Raw genomic sequence first — 22,559 nt, forward strand, 5'->3', positions numbered from 1 at the left:
TTATAATCCTTTTACAAAATCTTAATCAAGGAGAAAAGTATGAAACTACTTGAAAAATACGGGCTTTTCATAAATGGTGAGTGGCGTGACGCAAAAGACGGCGCTACACTTGATGCCAAAAATCCAGCAAACGGCGAGCACCTTGCAAAGATCGCTGATGCTACCGAAGAAGATGTAAATGACGCAGTTCGTGCTGCACGTGAGGCTTTTAATAAATTTAAACACACCACAGTTAGCGAGCGCGCAAAGCTGCTAAACAAGATCGCTGATATCATCGATGAGCACAAAGAGCACTTAGCAAAAGTTGAAAGCATGGACAACGGCAAGCCAATCCGTGAGACGCTAAATGTCGATATCCCTTTTGCAGCCGAGCATTTTAGGTATTTTGCTGGCGTTATCATGGGCGAAGAAGGCAGCGCAAACGTGCTTGATGAGAAGCAACTCTCTATCGTTTTACGCGAGCCAATAGGCGTCGTGGGTCAGATCGTGCCTTGGAATTTTCCATTTCTAATGGCGGCTTGGAAGCTAGCTCCAGTGATCGCAGCAGGCGACGCGAGCGTGTTTAAGCCTTCAAGCGAGACAAGCCTAAGCGTGCTTGAGCTTTTTAGGCTGATAGATAAAATTTTGCCAAAAGGTTTGATAAACATAGTAACCGGCAGAGGTAGCAAGAGTGGCGAGTGGATCAAAAACCACCCAGGCCTTGACAAGCTAGCATTTACTGGCTCAACCGAGATCGGCCGTGATATCGCCATAGCTGCGGCTCGCCGTATCATCCCAGCCACACTTGAGCTTGGCGGCAAGAGCGCAAACATCTTCTTTAGCGATGCAAATTTAGACAAGGCACTTGACGGCCTTCAACTTGGAATTTTGTTTAACCAAGGTCAAGTTTGCTGCGCAGGGTCTAGAATTTTCGTAGAAGAGAGCTTTTATGACAAATTTATAGAGGCTGCGGTTAAGAAATTTAGCACTATAAAAGTTGGAGATCCACTAGATCCTAGCACTCAAATGGGCTCTCAGATCAATAAAAAACAAGCTGAGCAAATCTTAAACTACGTCGAGATCGGTAAAAAAGAAGGCGCTAAAGTGGCAGTAGGCGGCAAAGCCTACACCGCAAATGGTTGCGACAAGGGCGCATTTGTCGAGCCAACGCTGCTAGTTGATGTGACAAACGATATGAGAGTGGCTCAAGAAGAAATTTTTGGACCAGTTGGCGTTGTCATCAAATTTAAAGATGAAGCCGAGCTTATCAAAATGGTAAATGATAGCGAATATGGCCTTGGTGGCGGAATTTTCACGCAAGACATCACAAAAGCACTTCGCGTTGCAAGGTCTATGGAGACTGGCAGGGTCTGGATCAACACTTACAACCAAATCCCAGCAGGCAGCCCATTTGGCGGATATAAAAACTCAGGTATCGGCCGTGAGACGCACAAGATCATCCTTGAGCACTACACTCAGATGAAAAACATCATGATAGATCTCACTGGCAAGGTTAGCGGCTTTTACGCACAATGATTTTAGGGGGCTTATGCTCCCTACTGCTTTAAATTTCATAAATAAAATTTCATTCTAAATTTATCAGCAATTAACAATCTTTATTTTTAAGTTTAATAGACTAAAATTTGGCACAAAGGAGAAAATTTGAGCGAGCAAATTTACATTATCGGCGACGTTCACGGCTGTTTTAACACGCTTTTAGAGCTTATCAAGCAGTTTCCAAACAAAGAAAAATCTCAAATTTGCTTTGTTGGCGACGTGATAGATCGGGGGCTTTTTAGCTGCGACGTGGTCGAACTTATCATGCAAAATGACTATAAAATGGTAATGGGAAATCACGAGCGAAGGCTACTAAACAATAAATTTGAGTTTTTAAACAACAAAGTGCCATTTGACAGGAGCTGGTTCTTTGGAAATGGTGGCGAAGCGACATATAGATCATATCTTGGACAAAGCACAGAGTTTAAGCAAAGGCATGTGGATTTTTTAGAAAGCAGGCCAGTTTATCTGGAATTTAAAGACCATAAAACCCAAAATGGCGAGCATCTGGTAGTCTCTCACTCAGCCGTTGGTAATATGTGGGAGCTAAGAAACGATAAATATGCTAGCGAAGAGTTTAGAAGGCACCTGCTCTCAGGCAGAGGCGATGAGCTGCAAGTTAGTGGCATATTTAACGTCTATGGGCACACGCCAGTAAGAGAGGTAAAATTTTATAAAAATAGCGCAGATATCGACACAGGCTGCGTTTTTAACGAAGTTGGTTTTGATAAACTAAGTGCGTTAGAGTTTCCATCGATGAAAATTTATACGCAAAGAAATGTAGAAAATTTTAACAAAAAGGATAAAAATGTCGTCTTCTCAGGATAATCTTACTTTTTTAAACAGGGTTGGTAATTTTTGGAATGAATTTGGCAAAAATTTAGGCACTATAGAAAAGCACTTAAGAAATAAAAATTTTAGGACTGCAAACAAAATAATGGAGCAGTATCTAAAACTATGTCTAATTGATCAAAAATTTAAGATATCTCTTATTGGTGATAAGGTCGATCTTATGCTTAGAACAGAATCCATCAAAGAGAAGCTTTTATGGCTTAGATTTATGAAATCGCGCATGCCAAAAGAACTTGAATCAAAGCTTACTTTAACGATCGGTAATGTACCTGATAGCAATGCCTCTATAGTGGTAAACCGCACTAGGATCAACGCGAAAGATTTCATATCATATACAAAATTCAACGATAAAAGTGTATCCATTTACATTTACAACAATGCCATTAACAGATTTGCAGAAGAAGAAGACGATTATGAAGCAGAGCTTTTATCTTATGCAATTTGTGAAAAAGTCCTTGGCGAGATGATAATGATAAATGTAGTAGAAAGCGTTAGTATCTGCTATGAGCCGTCAGAAGAAGATATGAAAGACGATGATGAAGATTATGAAGAAATAAAAAATGACGATGAAGACGAAGAAGTAGAAGATGATATCTTTGATGAAATACCAAAAGAAAATGCTATTGCGCTCAATGAGCTTGGTGCTATAATAGTTGAAAAATTTGGCAAAGAGATATTAAGTGACACTTTTAATAAATTTGAATCCTACAAACAAGAACCTTCTGCCAACGCGTTAAGAAAAGATATCTATAAAGGACGCACACTTTTATATAGTCTTTGTAGTGAATATATCAATAAGCAAAAATACACCTATGAGGATGGCTTAGAATATGGTATAAATTTTTGCTTTTTAGCACTACCTTACAATGGAGACATAAAGCATAGTATTGACTATAGAGACAAGATAGAAAAAGAGCTACAAGAGAGCAACTTTTGTGTAGTTATAGGCACTGCAGAGGGCAAAACATATACCTATATAGATCTTTGCTGCTATGATAAAAATGAGCTTGCAAAAGCTGTAGATAAAATTAGAAAAGATCTTGAAATAAATATAGAATTATGCGAATTTAAGCCTTGGACTTTCTTTGGATTCCTTTTTGGTCTATTTGGAGATAAGTAATAAATTTATTGCCAGCTGGCAATAAATTTATCCTTTAAATTTAGAGCTGTTTGAGAGATAGGCGCAAAATTTAAGCCCATATAAAAAGATGATCCACGAGATGTAGATCCACACAAAGAAGAAAAGCACGGCTGAAAATGAGCCATAGACGCTTAAATAGGTCTTGTTGTAAAGCACATAATAGACAAAGGCTGACTTGCCAAGATACCAAACAAGCGAGGCGGCAAACGAGCTAAAAAACGCGCTTTTAAATTTTATCTCGTCATTTACTGAGATGAGATATGTGACGCAAAATATCACCCAGATGATGAGATATGGCACTATGCTTAAGAAATTTATCGAGCTTGTGATCACGTTTGAATTTAACATCTCTTGAATAAGGCTTGATAGATAAAAGCTACCAGCAAGTCCGAGTGGCGCAAGCGTGATGAGCGTCCAGTACGAGCTAAGTGCCGACCAAAATCCCCTAGCCTTGCTAGCTCTTGTCACTTTTAAGACTACGTATTCATAATCGCTAAAAAACATAGCCGAAGTAAATATCATCGCCACAAAGCCAACTATGCCTAAATTTCCGCTATTTTGGAGGAAATTTTGCAAGTAGTTTGAGATGATCTCTTGATTGCTTGGCAAAAGAGCTGAGAAGACAAAGTCTTGAATTTTGGCGTAATAATCCTCAAAGCTAGGCAATTTTATAAAGATAGAAAACGATATAAGAAGTATAGGTATGATCGATAAGATCGTATGAAAACTAAGGCTTGCTGCGTAGTGAAAGAGCTCTTTGTCCTTAAGAGCAGCTAGCAAATTTAAACCACTCTTTAAATCGCTCTTGCTTAAGGACAAACGGCTCATTTATCAGTTATCTTCTTCAAAAAGTTTTTCGTAGTGAGCGTCGTAGTTGTTGATGTGCTCGCTATTTAGCTTCCAAAATACAGTGTCTATGTCACTAACTCTTGTATAAAATGGTAGTTGGTAATACTCAACTTCGCCAGTTTTAAACTCTTTTAGCACTTTAAAGCTTTGGCAATCAGCAAAAACGCTTCTTCCATCCATCGCGACAAAGATAAGACCAGCTGCACTTTGAGCGCACATTTTTCTAAAGTCGTCTCTGCTTGGATTTGGCTTGTATTCGTAGCTTAAGTATGCTCCAACAAGGTCTGGATGGATAAATATCATATTAGGAAATGCGCCCAAAACCTCTTCATAAATTTCTTTATTTGGCACGACGATTAGTGAGCGGTTATAAAGGTAGTTTAGCACGACTATATCGCCACTTGTAGGTGCGATGCCAGGGAGTGGAAGAGCCTTTTGCTCGAGCAGGTCAAACACCTCAAATCTAACCTTCGCAAAGCCGGCATTTTTAGAGACAACGCTCACTCTTGCGATGATAGAGCTATCTACGTCAAATTTATGGAGCACAACACCGCTTGATCCGATCAAAATTTCAGGACTATCAACTATCGTTGCTGTGCCGTCACTCTCGACGCTAATAAGAGGAGTTCTATACTCGTTTAAAGAAAAATCAGCCCCAAAAGCAAAGCCAAAAAACAGCGATAAAATCACGATTATACGTTTCAAAAATATCTCCTAAGTTTAAATTTTTAGAGCGATTATAGCCTAAAATGCTTTATCTTTTGCAAAATTAAAGCAAGTTTTAGTTAAAATCCCATCCAGCTTTTTAAAAGGATATCGATGCCTCGTATATTTGTGATTTTTGCAATATTATGTATAAATTTATATGCCATAAAACCAACTGTCGATGAGCTTAGTTGGCCAAATGGCAGCAGCTTTTTAAATTTTCTTGAAACAAATAAAATCCCACTTTCACTTTACTACAACCTAGCAAGCGAAGATCAAGAGCTAACAGAAGAGATCATCGCTGGCACAAAATATCAAATTTACAAAGACGATAACGGCGAGGTTAAACAAGCTCTCATCCCCGTTAGTGACGAGCTTCAGATACATATTTATAGAGACGACAAGGGTAAATTTCAGCTTGAGTTTATCCCGATCTTATACCAAAGCGAAGATAAAGTTTTAGCCCTAAAAGTCGATAAATCAGTCTCTGAAGATATCTTTGACTACACTGGCTCTGGCACGCTAGCACTTGGTTTCAAAGAGGTTTTTAGCGGCAGCGGGATCGATTTTAAAAAGATAAATAAAGGCGATACGATCACTATTGTCTATAACCAAAAACTACGCATGGGACGCTCTTTTGGCACACCTGAAATTTACGCAGCGATGATAGAGACAAAAAACAAACGCTACGTGATGTATAAATTTGAAGATAAATTTTATGATAAAAACGGCAAGAAAAATGACAAATTTTTGCTCGTTCGCCCTCTTGCAAACGCTAAGATCACATCAAATTTCACTCTAAAAAGATGGCATCCGATCCTTCAAAGATATAGAGCGCACCTTGGGGTTGATTATGGTGCTCCAAAAGGCACACCGATCAAGGCTGCAGGCGATGGCACGGTCAAATTTGTCGGACAAAAGAGCGGTTATGGCAGAACCGTCATCATCTCTCACGCTGGTGGCTATGAGACACTTTATGCCCACCTAAACGGCTTTGCAAAGGGCATAAGAGGCGGTCTTAGAGTAAAACAAGGCACACTAATAGCATATGTTGGTACAAGCGGCATGAGCACTGGCCCTCACCTACACTTTGGCCTCTATCTAGGCGGCAAGCCGATCAATCCAGAAAGCGCTATCAAGGTCGTAAAAAATATAGAAGACAAAAAAGAGTCTGCTAAATTTAAAGCAGTCATAAATAGAAATGATGAACTGATAAAACAGGCTCTAAGCAACGACAAAGAGTATCACAAGGTGGAATTTTTCCCTAACGTAATAGATTTTTAAAGGTAAAACTTGAGCCAAGAACTAGAAGAAGCAAAAGAGCTGATAGATCAGCACTTAGATGAAAATTTAGAAGACGGCGAGCTCTCTGCATACGAGCTTGCCCAGCACCTAAAAACACTTAAAAAGCATGACGAGGAGCTTTTTGCCAAGTATCTTGAAAAGCTAGATCCTGAAATTTTGGGTGACGTGGCGATAGAGTTACCTGATCACATGCTAAAAGACGTGATCGATACGCTCCCAGCTGAAAAGATCGTAGAAGCGCTCGAAGAGCTAGAGAGTGACGATGCTACCGATCTACTCCAATACATCGAAGATATCGACGAGGACAAAGCTAGAGAGCTTTTTAACGAGCTAGATAAAGAAAATCAAAACGAAATTTTAAGACTTAGAAGCTACGATGAGGATAGAGCTGGTGCACACATGCAAACAGAGCTATTTTCAGCTCATCTTGAAGAGAAGCTTGGCAGCGCAGTTGCAAGACTAAGACAAGAGAAGCAAGAAGGAAAACTAGAAAACGTCTCACAGCTTTTCATCATCGATAAAAATAGCGTCTTGCAATACGCCATCCCGCTTGAAGATCTCATCCTCTTTGACTTCACAAAGACGCTAAAACAAAATATCGAATCAACCCAGATCGACCACTACAAGCCTCACATGGCAAACGATATGGATCTCATGCAAGATGTCGCTGATATGTTTCAAGAATACGATCTAAACGTTATCGCAGTTACAAGTAGCACTGGAATTTTGCTTGGTCGTATCACATATGATGATATCCACGACTACATCCAAGAGAGCGCAACAGAGCAAATTTATAACCTAGCCGGCGTTGATGACGAGTCAGAAGAGGATGATACGCTATTTAAAGCGGGTCGTGGCCGTGCGGTTTGGCTTGGTGTAAATTTACTAACAGCACTCTTTAGCTCATCTATCATCGGACTTTTTGACGAGACGATCGCAGCATACGTCGCACTTGCTGTACTTATGCCAATAGTTGCTTCAATGGGTGGCAACACTGGCACGCAAGCACTTGCCGTTACGGTTCGTCGTTTGGCACTTGGCGAGATAGAATTTAAAGATGCAAAGAGCGTTTTAAAGCGTGAGGTGACGATCTCACTCGTAAATGGCCTCATCTTTGGCGTCATCATGGGTATCATCGCCGCTGTTTGGTTTGACAAAGGCATGCTTGGCGTGGTTATCGGCCTTAGTATGATCACAAATTTATTCTTTGCTGGCTTTTTTGGCACAATCATACCTTTGACGCTAAGGCGCTTTAACATCGATCCTGCTGTTGGCTCGGCGGTCATTCTTACTACATTTACTGATGCGATAGGATTTTTTAGCTTTTTAGGACTTGCAAAATGGATACTACTATAACAAATTTAGAAATTTTACCTCTTGGTGAGTCAAAATACCTAAAGCCATTTAAGATGAAATTTAAACAAAATGGCTTGCAAAGAGACTGGGACTGCGTCAAGGTGATGAATAGCGTTAGTATATTTTTATATCACGAGCAAAAAGATGCATTTTTGTTTGTCAAGCAGTTTCGTCCAGCCGTTTGGTACTCGCAAGAAAAAGAAGGTATCAAAACAAACGAGAAAGGCTTTACTTATGAGCTTTGCGCAGGGCTTATGGATAAGGGGCTAAGCGAGGAGCAAACAGCTAGAGAAGAGGCAGTCGAAGAGGTCGGATATGAGCTAAAAGAGATGGAGCGTATCACGATGACGTATGGCGCTTTTGGCTTTGGTGGCAACACTCAAACGATGTTTTACGCAAAGATCGATGAGAGCATGAAAGTAAATGCAGGCGGCGGCGTCGATGGTGAGGATATCGAGCTAGTTTTTATAAAACGAGAAGATATGATGAAATTTACCTTTGACGAGAGCAAGGTCAAGGGCTTTGGGCTCATCTTTGCCTACTTGTGGTGGGAGAAATTTAAAGGCTAAAAAGAGACCTTTTTGATGAGCGCAAAGACAACAACCGCCACAACAAAAATGCCAACTAATATAATGTAATCCGACATAAAAAACCTTTACGTTTAAAATTTGCGCTATTGTAACTAAATTTTTAACAAAATAAGAACTTTATAACCGCACATATCATAAAATAATCAAAAATCATAAGGAGAAAATGATGAGCGAAAACGAAACTCTTTTTATCAACCGCGAATTAAGCTGGCTACGCTTTAACTCAAGGGTGCTCGCTCAGTGTGAAAAGGATATACCTTTACTTGAAAAGCTAAAATTTATAGCCATTTATATGACAAATCTTGATGAATTTTATATGATAAGAGTGGCTGGTCTAAAGCAGCTTTTTGCAGCTGGAGTGACGACAAGCAGTAGCGACGGCATGAGCCCACTTGATCAACTACGTGAGATCAGAAAATATCTTCAAGATGAGCAAAATTTAGTCGAAGCTCACTACAAAAGCACCGTGGATGCGCTTAGTAAAGAGGGTCTTTTTATCAAAAACTACGACGAGCTTGATGATAGCTTAAAGCAAAAATGTGACGAATACTTTTTCTCAAACATCCTGCCAGTAATCGTCCCTATCGCTGTTGATGCGACCCATCCATTTCCGCACCTAAACAACCTTAGCTTCTCGCTTGCTGTAAAGCTTGCTGATATCGAGCACCCTGAAATTTTAAAATACGGCATGATAAGAATTTCAAGAGTTTTGCCAAGATTTACCCAGCCAAGCAGCAATGTTTTCGTGCCAATAGAAACGATCGTGCACCGCCACGCAGAAGAAATTTTCCCAGGGTATAAGCTACTTAGCTCAGCTGCCTTTAGAGTGACAAGAAACGCTGATATCGTCATCGAAGAAGAAGAGGCGGATGACTTTATGATGATACTTGAGCAAGGGCTAAAGCTTCGTAGAAAAGGGGCTTTTGTGCGTATGCAGATAGACAAAGACGCTGACGCTGATATCTTAGAGTTTTTAAATTTTCATATGAAAATTTTTCACAAAGATATCTACTTTTCAAGCATCCCGCTCACACTTAGCTCTCTTTGGGAGATAGCTGGGAGTAAAAATTTTAGCCACCTAGCAAACCCACCCTACGCCCCAAAAACACTGCCTCCATTTGGCAACGGCGTCTCGATTTTTGACGCCATAGACAAAGAGGACGTGCTGCTAGTTCATCCATTTGAGAGCTTTGATCCAGTCGTTAGCTTTATAAAGGAGGCCAGCAAAGATCCAAAGGTGATCTCTATACGCATGACGCTTTACAGAGTCGATAAAAACTCGCCGATAATTCAAAGCCTAATAGACGCTGCAAGCGACGGTAAGCAAGTAACCGTGATGGTCGAGCTAAAAGCGAGGTTTGACGAAGAAAATAACTTGCACTGGGCAAAGGCGCTTGAAGATGCTGGCGCACACGTGATATATGGCATCACAGGCTTTAAAGTCCATGCAAAAGTTAGCCAAGTGATCCGCCAGATCGGCGATAAACTCAAATTTTACATGCACTTTGGCACTGGCAACTACAACGGCAGCTCGGCAAAAATTTACACCGACGTTAGCCTATTTACCAGCAAAGAGGAATTTAGCCAAGATACGACCTCGTTTTTTCATATCCTTTCAGGATATAATAAAAATCGCCGTCTAAACGCCCTTAGTATGTCGCCATTTCAGATAAAAGAGCGCATCATCGAAAAGATAAGAGTGGAGGCTAGCAAAGGTAGCGAAGGCAGGATCATCGCTAAGATGAACGCGCTGATAGACGAAGACGTGATAAACGAGCTTAGCCGCGCCTCAAACGCAGGCGTGAAGATCGATCTCATCGTCCGCGGTGTGTGCGGGCTAAGGCCAGGCGTAAAAGGCAAAAGCGAAAACATCAGAGTTCGCTCGATCATCGGCAAATACTTAGAGCATGCTAGAATTTTATATTTCAAACACGCCGATCCAAAAATTTACATCTCAAGTGCTGACTGGATGCCACGAAATTTAGAGCGCCGCTTGGAGCTCATGACGCCTATTTTTGAGCCAAGACTTCAAGAGAGACTACTTGAAATTTTAGAGCTTCAGCTAAGTGATAATGACTTAGCATTTGAGCTACAAAACAGCGGTGAATATGTAAAAGTAGCTAGACGCGAGGGCGAAAAAGTGATCTCTTGCCACGAAGTTTTAGAAAACTACATCTCTAAAATTTATAAATCCGTCAAGAAAGACACTGACAAAGCAAAAGCAGATATGCTTGCAAGCAAGCTTTTAAAAGAGAGCTAAAAACTAAATGGCTTTTAAATTTAAGTTTAAAAGCCATTTTTACCATAAATCACAAATCATAAATCCAAATTTTTAAAATTTCATATACTTTAAATTTACATTGCAAACCTCTAAAATGCTAACTTTTATCGCATAATAATTTTTATATATAAATTACTCATAAAAAATCATAACTAATTATCAAATTTTATATTTTAAATATTACATAAGCATAGGCGTTATAATATTTAAACAAATTCCAAATCAAAGGAGGCTTTATGAAAGAGAGTAGTGATACTAAAAAACTCGTCATCGGCACGATCACACTTGCAATTGCGATCGTTTTCTTTGGAGGTTTTTTACAAAACACCTATGGTGGTATCTTTGACTTTAGCAAACTTGCTGGTCAATTTCCAGAATGGTTTAAAACAGGAAGTGGCACTAGCGCAAAAGGCGGCTTTTTATTTGCCCTTAGCCTTGCCCCTGCTGTCATGCTCGCACTTGGCTTTGTTGCTATTTTTGAGAAATACCATGCACTTTATGCAGCATCAAGACTGCTAACGCCAGTTTTAAAGCCACTTATTGGCATACCAGGATGTTGCTCTATCTCTTTGATAGCAAGCACACAAAGCACCGACGCAGGCAGCTCAACGGCTAAATTTTTGCGCCAAGATGGCCTCATCTCACACAAAGAGCTTCTCATCTTTGCAGCGTTTCAGTTTAGCGCTGGTGCGATGATCACAAATTTCTTATCTTCATTTGCGCCTGTTTTACTAGTGACTGACAAAGCTGGCAACACAGCCCCTGCCACCATAGCCATGGTGCTTGGCATAGTCTTTGTCTTTAAAATTTTGGGCGCAAATTTGATGAGACTTTATGTCAAAAAATTTGTCAAAGATGATGAGGAGTAAGAGATGACTGAAAATAAACTAATAACCGACGTATTTGTAGAGGGCGCTAGAAAAGGCTGGGACATCGCCGTAAAAAACACCATCCCAAACGTGCTTATGGCCTTTGTTATCATCCACATCTTAAAAGTATCTGGCGCACTTAGCGTGATAGGCAAATTTCTAGGATTTATCATGCTCCCGCTTGGTCTTCCAGGTGAGTCCATAGCCGTTTTCATGGCTGCATTTTTGAGCTGGGGCGGCTCAGCAGGCGTGCTAGTTGCGCTTGTGGGAGATGGTACGCTAAATGCAAACGATATCGCCGTCTTGCTTCCTGGCATGGCGCTAGTTGGCTCGACTGTGCAGTACATGGGACGAGTTTTAGGCGTGCTTGAAGTACCAGGCAGACACTATCTAGTACTTTTTGGAATTTGCATCCTAAATGCCTATTTAGCGATGTTTGTGATGAGCTTGCTCGTATAAGGATCAAAGATGAAAGATAGCGAAATAGACAAATATTTAGCTGACTTAAAAGAGCTAACCGACATCGAAAGCCCAACTTCGAGCATCAATGGCGTAAATGAAGTTGCGGCTTGGTTTAAAAAAAGAGCCGAAATTTTAGGATTAAAAAGCAGGAGTATAGAGCTTGACACCGACAAAGTTGCTCCTTGCCTTTTTATCTCAAACGACCTTGAGGCAAAAAGCTACGACTTTTTATTTATCGGACACATGGATACCGTTTTTCCTGTCGGCACAAAGGCTGATGTGCCATTTAGCAAGATAGATGAGCGCATAAACGCACTTGGCGCGATCGACGATAAAGGCGGCAGCTTGCTCTCGCTCTACGTCATCAAAGAGCTTGATCTTAGCAGGCTAAAGATTGGCCTCTTTTTAAACTCACACGAAGAGACTGGCTCAAATTTTGCCAAAGACACCATAAGAGAGCTAGCCAAGAAGTCGCGCTACGCCCTAGTTGTCGAGCCTGCAAGAGAAGATGGCTCGATGGTGGCTACTAGAAAAGGCGTGATCTCTTATGTGCTAAATTTCCGTGGCGTTAGTGCGCACGCTGGCAACCACCCAGAGCGCGGCCGTTCGGCTGTGGTGGAGGCTGCAAATTTCATCGTTGAGCTCTCAAAACTCACTGATTTTAAGGCAGGCCATACATTTAATAGCATAATGACAAAAGGTGGTGACGCCCAAAACGTCGTACCAGACTTTGCCAGCGTGACATTTGAGATGAGATATCGCCACGCTAGCTCGGTGGAGTTTTTGCATAAGAAAATGGGCGAAATTTTATCTCATCCGATAGTGCCAGAAGTGAGCTGTGAGCGCATCCTCATAAACGAAGAAGCTCCGATGATAGACGAGGTAAATTTACCAAATATCAAAAAAGTCTTTGACGAGGCTGCGAAGGCCACTTACACAAAAGTCACTTGGGTAGATGCTGGCGGACTAAGTGATGGCAATATCAGCGCATCGGCAGGATGTCCTACGATAGATGGCCTTGGTCCAACTGGCGGCAACATGCACACGAAAAACGAATATCTAGAGATAAACTCGGTCGTAAAAAAGTGCAATCTCATAGTTGAAGCTATCAAAAAACTTTCGTAGTTTAGGCAAGCTATATGCTTGCTTAATTTTAAATTTATAACGTTATAGTAGTCAAAACCTATCCAAATATCTCAAATTTATGAAAAAGCTCTGGCTCATCTTTCACCACGCCACGCTTTACAAGCTCAGCCACCACTTCTCGCCCGCAGTCAGTTTGCATAGGCCAGCCGCGAGTATAGCCCTCTAGCTCACTCTTGCTCGTCGCATCCACGCAGAAATTTTCGCCCTCGATGTAAATATCACGCAAGGCATCTATGTTATTTGTCACACGCCAAAGCAGCATATATTGGTTTTCTAAGTAGTTTTGCATATCCACTACTATTAGAAGCTTAAAAAACTCCCTAAATTCCAAAAGCTTAGAAAAAAGCTCTTTTACAGGGCGATCTTTCTTAAATTTCACCACACAAATAGGCGTTTTACTCTGCTTTTTAAACTGCCTAAGCTCTTTAATATTTGGCGCAAGGCTTTGAAATTTAGCCAAGAGTTCATCGCCGCTTAAAATAGCAGGGCTAAATTTAACTCCAAATTTATCACGCAGTAAATTTTTTCATTGGCACATTCTCTAAATTTGCTACAAAAGCAAAACCGCCTAACAAACTGTGTCATAGACAGAGATAGCTTTGGCTATGCACATACAAAAACTGGCATTCACGAGAAATTTATCCACAATGACAACGTTGTTTTAGGGATTTTGTAAAGATTAGCGCTTGCAGGGCGGATAGACTGCGGCGTTTTTGAAAGCACAATGATTGCAAACCGTGCTAATATAGATAGTTTCTTTTAAAAGCCCTCAGCCAAATCAAATTTCTAAATTTCCACTCAAGTGGCTTAAATTTAAAACCGCCCTACTACAAAGCTTTTAAAACTGGCTCTGGTTTTAGCTTTACGCTTGGGGCATTTTTACTAAAGCTTATGAGATCCTCTGTAGTTTGGATACTAAATGGCAGGCGAGTTAAGCAGACTTTGAAAATTTCAGCTGCTGCTACCGCGTCATTTAGGGCTCTGTGGTGGGTGTTGTTTATACCAAGGAGTTCTTTTAGCGAGCCAAGGCCGTATTTTTGCGAGGCGATGGTGCGGCGGCTAAGATCGATGGTGCAGAGTTTTCTATTTAGTAGCATACCAAGGCCGATCTCATTTAGGCTGTGCGAGATAAATCCGTAGTCAAAATTCACGTTGTGTGCGATAAAAACGCTCGTTCCTAGAAAAATTTTAAACCGCTCAAGCACATTTAGCAAATTTGGCGCCCCGACTAGATCGCTCGCCCTTATGCCAGTTAGCTCTGTGATATTTTCAGGCACCATAGAAGCTGCTATAAAGCTTTCAAAGCGCCCTATTTCGGTGCCATTTTTCATTTTTATAGCGCCTATTTCGATGATCTGGCCATTTGTCGTGCCACCAGTCGTTTCGATATCCACGACGCAAAATTCCTGCTCGCTAATATCTCTAAATCTCGTGCCAAGCTCGATCTCGTTGCTTTCATTTCTAGTGATGTCAAGCCCAAGAGTTCGCCACATATCAAGGTCACGCACGTCAATGAGCGATGAAATTTCCTCGATATCACTAAATTTCAAGATAAACTCGTGATAGCCTAAATTTTGCCTAGCTAAAATTTCAATGCTATTTTCTAAACGCTGTTTTTTTGGTTTCAAAACTCAAGCTTTATGGCGCGAATGGCTTGTTCGTAAGAATTTGATGAGAAGATATAGCTGCCAGCCACCAAGACATCAGCCCCGGCCTCTTCAAGATCAGGCGCATTTAGTCCATTTACGCCGCCGTCCACTTCAATGAGACACTTGGCGTTTTTGCGCTCTATTAGCGCCCTTAGCGCCCTTGTTTTCTCAAGCACGACTGGCATAAATTTCTGACCGCCAAAGCCGGGATTTACGCTCATTAAAAGCACCATATCAACTTCATCTATGATATGCTCGATCGCACTAACTGGCGTGTGCGGATTTAGCACGATGCCAGGACTTACGCCGTTTTTTCTGATGTGGTCTATTAGTCTCATGGGGTGCTTTTCTTCTTCTATGTGAAAGGTTAGAAATTTTGGCTTTAACGGCAAGAAAAGGTCGGCAAAAAACGAGTTATTTTCAACCATTAGATGTATGTCGAGTGGCTTTGTAGCAGCCTTTGCAACGGCACTTACCACGACTGGTCCGATGGTCAAATTTGGCACAAAATGCCCATCCATAACATCAACATGCACCAGATCGCACCCAGCCTCGCAAATGGCTCTTATCTCAGCTGCTAAATTTCCGAAATCAGCCGACAAAATACTAGGTGCAACGTACATTTTAAATCCTTATTTACTTATAAAAATCACGCCAGTTTGGCTCTCTTTTGCATTTAATGTGGCAAAAATTCCACTGCTTGCTCTGTCAAAAAACATCTCATTTTCGTAAAATTTAAAGTTGCTAAGCTTTACCTTTAAATTTCTCTCGATGAAAATGTCTAAAATTTTGCTTGCAATGATACTAAAAATTTGAGAAAATCCGCTTAAACAGCCACACTCCAGATCGCCATTATCTGAAAAAATGGAGCAAATTTTGCTAAGCTTGTCCTTTTTAACACCAAGCAAAATTCTCATCTGTACGTCGCCATAAAAGAGCACGCAAGCCCGCAAATAGTCATTTTCACCCTCTACATTAAAGTTGCTAATCTTTGCATCAAGGCATAAAATTTCACTCTCTATCAAAGGTGAGAGCACGTCTGTGACGCTTGAGATCACAAGTGGCAAAAACTCAACCAAGTTTTTATTCATCTTTGTTGGCTCAATGTCGATAAGGCGCTTTTTAAAATAGAGCGTCGAGTCATCTTTGAAAAAATCATCCATCTTTTTATATAAAAGTATCTTTGCCGCTTTTAAATTTGAGGCAAGTGTCTCTGAGATGTTGCCCTCATTTAAGCCGCAAATCGCCAATATACCGCCACTTTTTTGGCTCAGCTCAGATAGCTTTATCAAAAAACTAGCACCTATGGTATTTAAAGCACCGACCGAATCAGACCAAAAAACAAAGAATTTAAAGCCTATCTTTTGTAATCTTTCGTGAAATTTATAGTCAAAATTCTGCACAAAAGAGCTATCCATGAGCCCTACTGTCTTGTAAATAACGACGTCGCCTCTTACAAAGGTGCTAAACTCTTTTTTGCCTAAAACGATGTGATTTAGAGTGCTGATGGTATATTTGTAAGCTTGCTTGGCGGCGTTAAATTCTTCCACGCTTTTTACAAATTTACACTTGTAGCACTTTTGCTCCAAAAGCGAGTTGATGTAGTCTTTATACTGCTCATTTTTGTTATAAATCACGATGGCTTCGCTACTATCTGCTAGCATATCGTTTAAAAATAGCGTCGCAACTTTTTCATTTTCAAAGAGTGAAAATCTCAAAATATTTTTTGAAGTCTTTGCGACAAGCTCGTAAAAAGTATCGTCATAGTCGCAGACTGCAAACTCAGCGCCTATTTCTCTGGCGATGCTTGATAGATGCTCGCATGTGCTATTTAGCCAAAGAGGACTAAAAAATGTGACATTTTTTAATGAAAGCAAAATAGCACTTATCTGCCTTGCGCAAATTTGCTCTACTTCGGCCTTTTTGATGCTTGAAGGGGTGATATTAACCTCTAAAAATCCAAATGGCCTAACAATGGCTAAAGAGCCCTCAAAAGTTACTTTCATTTTCTAAGAGCCTTTTTTAAATTTATAACCATATCAGCCGAAGCATGGACGCTAACATCGGTGATCCTATCTATGCCAAAGTCAAAAAATTTAGCAGTGCTTGCCTCATAAGAGAGCAAAATTTTAAAGTATTTTAAGACCAAAACCTCTTCTCTAGTGAGCCTATCGCTCTCCCATCCCGCAAGCTTTAAAAGCACTCCAAATAGCGAAATATCAAACCTTCGCTGCAAGATCCTATCAAAGCTCATATCAGAAAAACCAACGATATGTTTAAGCGAGTGTGGATACTTCAAAAAGATCAGCTCGCAAAATATAAGAAGAATGAGCGCGTAGGCAGCTAGAAATAAATTTTTTTGATTTTTTAGTCCAAGGTAGTTTAGAAGTTTGCTCCAGTCAGATAGAAATTTGGCATTAAACTCCATCATAGAGTGTAAATTTACACCAAAATTTTTATATCTTTTTGGAGATTTGATAAAAACAAAATAAGAGCAAATTATCATTTTTAGGTTGTCTATGCCTAACGGATAAGCCATCGCATAGATATCTCTAGTGTGGTTTTGAACGCCAAAATCGCCTAAATTTACTATCGTTGCAAAGTACGCTTTAAAAGTCTCACTCCCCCTAAAAAGCTCCATAGCAGTAGTGATGTCGCCCTCATCCAAGTGCTTTTGGCACTCATAAAAAACATCGGGCATTGTATAGATAAAATTTGAAATTTCATCTATTTGATTTTTAGTTAGCATTTTTGTTTTACCGATTTTTTATTTTGGGGCTATTTTAGCCTTAATTAAATAAAAAATCAACAAAACTTATAAATATAAATGTTCATTTTAAGCAATACTTTGGTTTTGTTTAGATAAAATCAGCAGAAATTTTTGTTTATAAGGAAAAAAAATGTCAAAAAGATGTGCGATAACTGGCAAAGGACCAATGGTAGGCAACAACGTGAGCCACGCCAACAATAAAACTAAAAGAAGATTTTTACCAAATCTTAGAACTATCCGTGTTACTCTAGAAGATGGCACAACAAGAAGAATAAAAGTTGCTGCTTCTACTCTAAGAACTATGAAAAAACAGTCAAACTAAGAGATAAAATGAAGAGGAATTTATGTCTTTTCTCTCAAGACTTTTAAAATTCCTCAACTGGTCAAACTCCGCAAAACCAGAAATAAGCCTAGATACTGAGCTTTACGAACAACTAAAACCTTTTAGATTTCCACTAATTTCAGTCGTACTACTGTTACTTTTTGGAACACTAGGTTATATCTTTATAGATAACTTCTCTCTCATAGATGCCTTTTACCAAGCAGGTATGACCTTCACGACGGTTGGTTTTACCGAAGTTGCACCCATTACTCCAAAGGGGCGAATTTTTACTATAACATTTATCCTTGTTGGCTTCATTATTTTTACGCTATCAATCGGTATAGTTGTAGAAGTTCTAAAAAGAGGCACATTAATTAGCATTTTAAAGGAAAGGCGCATGCTTTACAAGATCGCAAGACTAAAAAATCACTTCGTTATTTGTTATCACAACCTCTACACGATCGAGCTTAGCGCTCAGTTTCGTGAAAATCACATACCATTTGTAGTGGTTGACGACAGAGAAGATATCGCAGAAATAGCTCAAATTTACAAGTATCCATACTTCATAAAAGCTCAGCCTCACACTCAAATCGCCTTTTTAAAAACGCATCTTTCAAGCGCAAAAGGACTAATCACCCTTAGCCCAAATATCGCTGATAATATCGCACTTATCGCTTCTGTTAGACTTTATGAAAAAGAGATAAGCCGCAAAAAACCTTACCACATCATCACAAACTCCGATAGCGAAGATGACACACAAAGGCTAAAAAAACTTGGTGCTGATAACGTCGTAAGCCCATCTCGCCTAGTCGCACAGCGCCTAAGTGCCATGAGCGTAAGACCTGATATGGAAAATTTACTCGAGCAATTTCTATACACAAAAAGCTCGCCTATCGACATAGAAGAAATTCTTGTGCCTGATTACTCTTGGATCAGGTTTAAAAGACTAAAAGAGACACACCTAAGAAATATCACGAATGCTGACGTGGTAGGCATTAGAGACATAAATAACAAATTTATCCCTATGCCAAATGGCGATACTCTAATCGGCACTGGCACAAAGCTTTTAGTCATCGGCACAGTTGATGGCATACGCCTAACCAAACGCCTAGTAAAGAGCAAACACAAGCCAGAAGAGCTGAAATACGTTTAGTTTTTTGCATTTTGTGATAAATTTGGCTTAACCACTATACACCAGAAGCTTTTATATATCTAAATTTAGATAGCCAAACATTTACAAAGCCTTGTTAGAATTTATAAATTTTTTACAGGAGCTACGTATGTTACACGAATACACTGATCTCATAAATGAGTTGAAAAAAGTTGATGTTCATTTTGCCGCACTTTGCAAAAAGCATGACGAGCTAAATGAAAAAATAGACAGTAAAGCTGCACAAGCCTCTGAGCTTGATGCCTTGAAAAAAGAAAAATTAAAACTAAAAGACGAAATTTACGCCCAAATTTTAAAATACAAAGAGCAAAAATAAGTAAAATTCAAACTAATAGTGGAGCCAAATTTCGCTTAGCTTGCATTATTTTGAGCTTTTACTAGACTACAAATTTAAAAAGCCCAAATTTCTTTGGGCTTACAAATTTTATATAGCTTTTATCATTACCTTTGTTAAAAGTTCTGAAAATTTAGCTGGATTTTCTAGGCTCATACCTTCATTTAGCCTTGCCATATCAAGAAGCAAAGGTGCTATATCATAAACCATCGCCTCGTTTTTCTCAAGTTTGGCAAAAATTTCATGATCGGCATTGATCTCCAAGATCGGCTTGACTTTTGGTGCATTTGCGCCTTGTCCCATCTGTTTTAGCATCTCTTGCATAGCGTAATCAGGGTCGTTTTTGTCATATATTAACACCGCAGCCGAGCTTGAGAGCCTTGAGCTTAGCCTAACGTCTTTAACCTCGTCTTTTAGGATCTCTTTCATCTTAACAAGCGTGTTTGCAACCTTGCTCTCATCGACCTTCTCGTCACTCTTGATCTCGTCATTTATATCAGCGTGTGAGACTGATTTTAGAGGTGTTTTATCAAATTCATTGACCATTGGCATGACGATCGTATCGATCTCTTCATCCATTATTAACACTTCGATATCGTTTTTCTTAAAGCTCTCAAGAAGCGGCGAATTTCTTAGCATATTTTCGTTGTTGCCGCTGATATAGTAGATCGACTTTTGATCCTCTTTCATCGCCTCTTTGTACTCTTTTAAGCTGATAAGCTCGTCTCTTTTTGAGCTTTTAAATAGGCAAAGATCTAAAATTTGCTCTTTTTCAGCGTTAAAGCCATAAAGCCCCTCTTTTAAAACCTTGCCAAATAGTTTGTAAAATTTTATGTATTTTTCGCGGTCGTTATCTTTTACTTTTGCAAGTTCGCTTAAAATTTTCTTTACACTTTGCTCTTTAACGGTTCGCATGATCACATTTTCTTGCAAAATTTCGCGGCTAACATTTAGCGGTAGATCCTCAACATCGATCACGCCTTTGATAAATCTTAAATACGGCGGCAAAAGCTCTTTTGCATCGTCAGTTATAAAAACCCTCTTCACATAGAGCTTCACGCCACTTTGATAATCAACCCTAAAGAGGTCAAATGGCTCAGAGCTTGGCACATAAAATAGCGTCGAGTACTCGATCTTGCCCTCGGCCTTTGTGTGTATATAAAGGAGCGGAACACTGCTGTCATGTGAAATTTGCTTATAAAAGTCGTTGTAGTCTTGCTCTTTGAGGCTTGATTTGCTTACTCTCCAAAGCGCATTTGCCTTGTTTATCTGCTCGTTTTTGCTCTCATAAGTGCCTTCTTTTTCGCCTTCTTTTGGTGCGACGTAGCTCTCTTTATCCATAAATATAGGATAAGGGATGTGGTTTGAGTACTTTTTGACTATCTCCTCTATACGCCAAGAATTTGCAAACTCATCGTCGTTTAAATGCAGGATTATATCCGTACCAAAGCCATCTTTGCTAGCCTCTTCGATCTCGTAGCTTTTTGCGTCAGATGTCCATTTATAGGCCTTCTCGCCAAGCGCACGTTTGCTTACGACTTCGATCTTGCTTGCCACCATAAATGCTGAGTAAAAGCCCACGCCAAACTGGCCAATGAGCGAGCTATCTTTCTTTGCATCGCCACTTAAGCTTTGCATAAAGCCCTTTGTTCCACTTCTTGCAATGGTGCCTAAATTTGCGATAAGCTCATCTTTATCCATGCCGATACCGTTGTCGCTGATGGTTAAAATTTTGGCTTTTTCATCGACCTTTATGTCGATCCTTGGAGTGTAGCTTAGGCTTTTATACTTTTCATCTGTCAAGCATAGGTAGTTTAGCTTGTCAAGCGCGTCGTTTGAGTTTGATATGAGCTCTCTTAAAAATATCTCTTTGTTTGAGTAAAGAGAGTGGATCATTAAATTTAAAAGGTCATTGACCTCGGTCTGAAATTCAAATTTATCTGCCATTTTCTTTTCCTTGTTTTAAAATTTTTGGCAGATTATAGCACAAAGTGATAAAAATATACTTAACCTTGATAGCATTACTATCAAGGTTTTTAACAATTTTTTAGGCATATATGGCAATTTATAAATAAAATAAAAATGTATATTTAATTTTTATTATTTAAAATGCTAATTTGTATAGTATTTATTTAAAATAATGCAAATTTAGCTATAAATCTTTTAGAAAATGTTGCTAGTCTGTCTTTCAAAATAAGAAACAAATACCGATATAAATAGATAACAAAGATCAAAAACCAATAAATTTAAACGCTTGGCTTGAAGTTTCAAACGTTTTATCCATCTTTTAACGCTACATGAGGTGACAAATTTGAGTTTGAAAACTAAAAAATAGCTCTGTGATATTTGGCTTTAAAGGCACATTTAAATAAAAACCACTTTTAAAAATTTAATTCACCAATAATCACCATGCAAGAAATCTTTAGCGCCATGCTTTGCAAATTTTTCATCACTCTAGCTTTAATCGCAAAATATGACATAAAAGCTATTCTTCATCAAATTTAACAACAATAACAAATCAAAACAAATAAGCAAGCTAAAAACTAGTCAAAAAACATGCATACAAAAGCAAAAATTAAAATAACAGCTAAAAAGCATCAAATTTAAAGAGGTAGTAGTATATAAACCACCTCTTCATAAAAGTGGTGGTTTAAATTTCAGTGGTTTAACAAATTTTGTTTATGAAATTTTCTTTTGTTTTGGGCGAAAAACTTTCATCACGTTTTCGTCAGTCTCGATAAACGCACCCTCGATCAGGTCTATGCAGTATGGCACCGCTGGAAATACCGGCTCTAAGCACTCTTTTATCGCCTTTGGCTGACCTGGTAAATTTATGATGAGCGCGTGGCCTCTGATGCCTGCTGTTTGGCGTGATAGGATCGCTGTTGGGACGTATTGCAAGCTTGCAGCTCTCATTAGCTCGCCAAAGCCTGGCATCATCTTCTCACAAACTGCCTCAGTAGCCTCTGGAGTGACGTCTCTTACAGCTGGTCCAGTGCCTCCGGTCGTTAGCACAAGGTCGCATCCTAGCACGTCTATCATGTGCACGAGCCTCTCTTTTATGAGATCAAGCTCATCTGGGATCACCTCGTAAAAATACTCTCTCTCGCTTACTATCCAACCGTCAAGTACCTCTTTGATCGCTGGACCTGATTTGTCCTCGTATGTGCCCTCACTTGCGCGATCTGACATGGTCAGAATTCCTATTTTTGCTTTCATTT

The 22,559-nt window shown here is 39.6% G+C and carries 23 protein-coding genes; 14 read left to right on the forward strand and 9 right to left on the reverse strand.

Translation table 11 applies throughout. The features are described from left to right. Positions 1–39: 39 nt before the first annotated feature. From F3G88_RS04115 to F3G88_RS04125, 3 genes are all read left to right on the forward strand, one after another. Positions 40–1,515: an aldehyde dehydrogenase family protein gene (locus F3G88_RS04115; RefSeq protein ID WP_103569504.1), complete on the forward strand. Its 1,476-nt coding sequence runs from the start codon at positions 40–42 to the stop codon at positions 1,513–1,515. A gap of 126 nt (positions 1,516–1,641) precedes the next feature. Then, the gene (locus tag F3G88_RS04120; RefSeq protein WP_149715433.1) at positions 1,642–2,364 is read left to right on the forward strand and encodes a metallophosphoesterase; all 723 of its coding nucleotides are present in this window, start codon (positions 1,642–1,644) and stop codon (positions 2,362–2,364) included. After that, entirely contained in the window at positions 2,345–3,508 is a 1,164-nt protein-coding gene (locus tag F3G88_RS04125) for a hypothetical protein (RefSeq protein ID WP_149715434.1), read from the forward strand. Before F3G88_RS04120 ends, F3G88_RS04125 begins: the two co-directional genes overlap by 20 nt. 27 nt (positions 3,509–3,535) lie before the next feature. Here F3G88_RS04125 and F3G88_RS04130 read toward each other — a convergent pair whose 3' ends face one another. Beyond that, positions 3,536–4,357 carry a YihY family inner membrane protein gene (locus F3G88_RS04130; RefSeq protein WP_103573825.1) on the reverse strand — a complete coding sequence of 274 codons (822 nt, stop codon included), beginning with the start codon at positions 4,355–4,357 and terminating at the stop codon, positions 3,536–3,538. Between the two features lie 3 nt (positions 4,358–4,360). After that, positions 4,361–5,083 (reverse strand): plasminogen-binding N-terminal domain-containing protein, encoded by a 723-nt coding sequence (locus tag F3G88_RS04135; RefSeq protein WP_149715435.1) that lies wholly within the window; start codon positions 5,081–5,083, stop codon positions 4,361–4,363. A 114-nt stretch (positions 5,084–5,197) separates the two neighbouring features. On the opposite strand from F3G88_RS04135, the gene F3G88_RS04140 reads away from it, so the two are divergent. From F3G88_RS04140 to F3G88_RS04170, 7 genes are all read left to right on the forward strand, one after another. Next, positions 5,198–6,367 (forward strand): peptidoglycan DD-metalloendopeptidase family protein, encoded by a 1,170-nt coding sequence (locus tag F3G88_RS04140; protein WP_149715436.1) that lies wholly within the window; start codon positions 5,198–5,200, stop codon positions 6,365–6,367. A gap of 9 nt (positions 6,368–6,376) precedes the next feature. Further along, positions 6,377–7,744 carry a magnesium transporter gene (mgtE, locus tag F3G88_RS04145; protein ID WP_149701649.1) on the forward strand — a complete coding sequence of 456 codons (1,368 nt, stop codon included), beginning with the start codon at positions 6,377–6,379 and terminating at the stop codon, positions 7,742–7,744. Beyond that, positions 7,729–8,313, forward strand: coding sequence for an NUDIX domain-containing protein (locus F3G88_RS04150; protein WP_149715437.1), 585 nt, complete (start codon positions 7,729–7,731; stop codon positions 8,311–8,313). The genes mgtE and F3G88_RS04150 overlap by 16 nt, the downstream gene beginning before the upstream one ends. Positions 8,314–8,476: 163 nt before the next feature. Next, complete coding sequence (locus F3G88_RS04155) at positions 8,477–10,594, forward strand: RNA degradosome polyphosphate kinase (protein WP_223228761.1); 2,118 nt, start codon at positions 8,477–8,479, stop codon at positions 10,592–10,594. A gap of 257 nt (positions 10,595–10,851) precedes the next feature. Beyond that, entirely contained in the window at positions 10,852–11,484 is a 633-nt protein-coding gene (locus tag F3G88_RS04160) for a nucleoside recognition domain-containing protein (protein WP_021085148.1), read from the forward strand. A 3-nt stretch (positions 11,485–11,487) separates the two neighbouring features. Further along, positions 11,488–11,943: a YjiG family protein gene (locus tag F3G88_RS04165; protein ID WP_002942766.1), complete on the forward strand. Its 456-nt coding sequence runs from the start codon at positions 11,488–11,490 to the stop codon at positions 11,941–11,943. A 9-nt stretch (positions 11,944–11,952) separates the two neighbouring features. Beyond that, complete coding sequence (locus F3G88_RS04170) at positions 11,953–13,071, forward strand: M20/M25/M40 family metallo-hydrolase (RefSeq protein ID WP_149715439.1); 1,119 nt, start codon at positions 11,953–11,955, stop codon at positions 13,069–13,071. Between the two features lie 58 nt (positions 13,072–13,129). On the opposite strand, the gene F3G88_RS04175 is transcribed toward F3G88_RS04170, so the two are convergent. Continuing rightward, a complete protein-coding gene (locus tag F3G88_RS04175; protein WP_223228727.1) occupies positions 13,130–13,552 on the reverse strand; it encodes a UbiD family decarboxylase domain-containing protein in 423 nt (140 codons plus the stop codon). Between the two features lie 69 nt (positions 13,553–13,621). Here F3G88_RS04175 and F3G88_RS10235 point away from each other — a divergent pair, with 69 nt between their 5' ends. Continuing rightward, on the forward strand, positions 13,622–13,768 hold the full coding sequence (locus tag F3G88_RS10235) for a hypothetical protein (protein ID WP_188117461.1): 147 nt from the start codon (positions 13,622–13,624) through the stop codon (positions 13,766–13,768). A gap of 151 nt (positions 13,769–13,919) precedes the next feature. Here the strand turns inward: F3G88_RS10235 and F3G88_RS04180 are convergent, their stop codons facing one another. From F3G88_RS04180 to F3G88_RS04195, 4 genes are read right to left on the reverse strand one after another with little or no spacing between them, the layout of a single operon-like run. Beyond that, on the reverse strand, positions 13,920–14,720 hold the full coding sequence (locus tag F3G88_RS04180; RefSeq protein WP_149715440.1) for a 3'-5' exonuclease: 801 nt from the start codon (positions 14,718–14,720) through the stop codon (positions 13,920–13,922). Then, entirely contained in the window at positions 14,717–15,364 is a 648-nt protein-coding gene (gene rpe / locus F3G88_RS04185; RefSeq protein ID WP_103601974.1) for a ribulose-phosphate 3-epimerase, read from the reverse strand. Before rpe ends, F3G88_RS04180 begins: the two co-directional genes overlap by 4 nt. Before the next feature lie 9 nt (positions 15,365–15,373). Then, positions 15,374–16,747 (reverse strand): prephenate dehydrogenase, encoded by a 1,374-nt coding sequence (locus F3G88_RS04190; protein WP_149715441.1) that lies wholly within the window; start codon positions 16,745–16,747, stop codon positions 15,374–15,376. Then, positions 16,744–17,442, reverse strand: a complete 699-nt coding sequence (locus F3G88_RS04195) for a hypothetical protein (RefSeq protein WP_149724235.1) — start codon at positions 17,440–17,442, stop codon at positions 16,744–16,746. The genes F3G88_RS04190 and F3G88_RS04195 overlap by 4 nt, the downstream gene beginning before the upstream one ends. Positions 17,443–17,641: 199 nt before the next feature. Between F3G88_RS04195 and rpmB the strand changes: the two genes are divergently transcribed. From rpmB to F3G88_RS04210, 3 genes are all read left to right on the forward strand, one after another. Beyond that, entirely contained in the window at positions 17,642–17,833 is a 192-nt protein-coding gene (gene rpmB / locus F3G88_RS04200; RefSeq protein ID WP_002942221.1) for a 50S ribosomal protein L28, read from the forward strand. Positions 17,834–17,855: 22 nt separating this feature from the next. After that, entirely contained in the window at positions 17,856–18,986 is a 1,131-nt protein-coding gene (locus tag F3G88_RS04205; protein WP_149715442.1) for a potassium channel family protein, read from the forward strand. 127 nt (positions 18,987–19,113) lie between these two features. Continuing rightward, positions 19,114–19,320 (forward strand): DUF465 domain-containing protein, encoded by a 207-nt coding sequence (locus tag F3G88_RS04210; protein ID WP_002942218.1) that lies wholly within the window; start codon positions 19,114–19,116, stop codon positions 19,318–19,320. A gap of 108 nt (positions 19,321–19,428) precedes the next feature. On the opposite strand, the gene htpG is transcribed toward F3G88_RS04210, so the two are convergent. Together htpG and mog are read right to left on the reverse strand one after the other, a co-directional pair. After that, positions 19,429–21,285 (reverse strand): molecular chaperone HtpG, encoded by a 1,857-nt coding sequence (htpG, locus tag F3G88_RS04215; protein ID WP_149715443.1) that lies wholly within the window; start codon positions 21,283–21,285, stop codon positions 19,429–19,431. A gap of 732 nt (positions 21,286–22,017) precedes the next feature. Then, the gene (mog, locus tag F3G88_RS04220; RefSeq protein WP_002940911.1) at positions 22,018–22,557 is read right to left on the reverse strand and encodes a molybdopterin adenylyltransferase; all 540 of its coding nucleotides are present in this window, start codon (positions 22,555–22,557) and stop codon (positions 22,018–22,020) included. Positions 22,558–22,559 lie beyond the last annotated feature (2 nt).

This window comes from Campylobacter concisus, assembly GCF_902460675.1.
Classification (GTDB): domain Bacteria; phylum Campylobacterota; class Campylobacteria; order Campylobacterales; family Campylobacteraceae; genus Campylobacter_A; species Campylobacter_A concisus_AJ.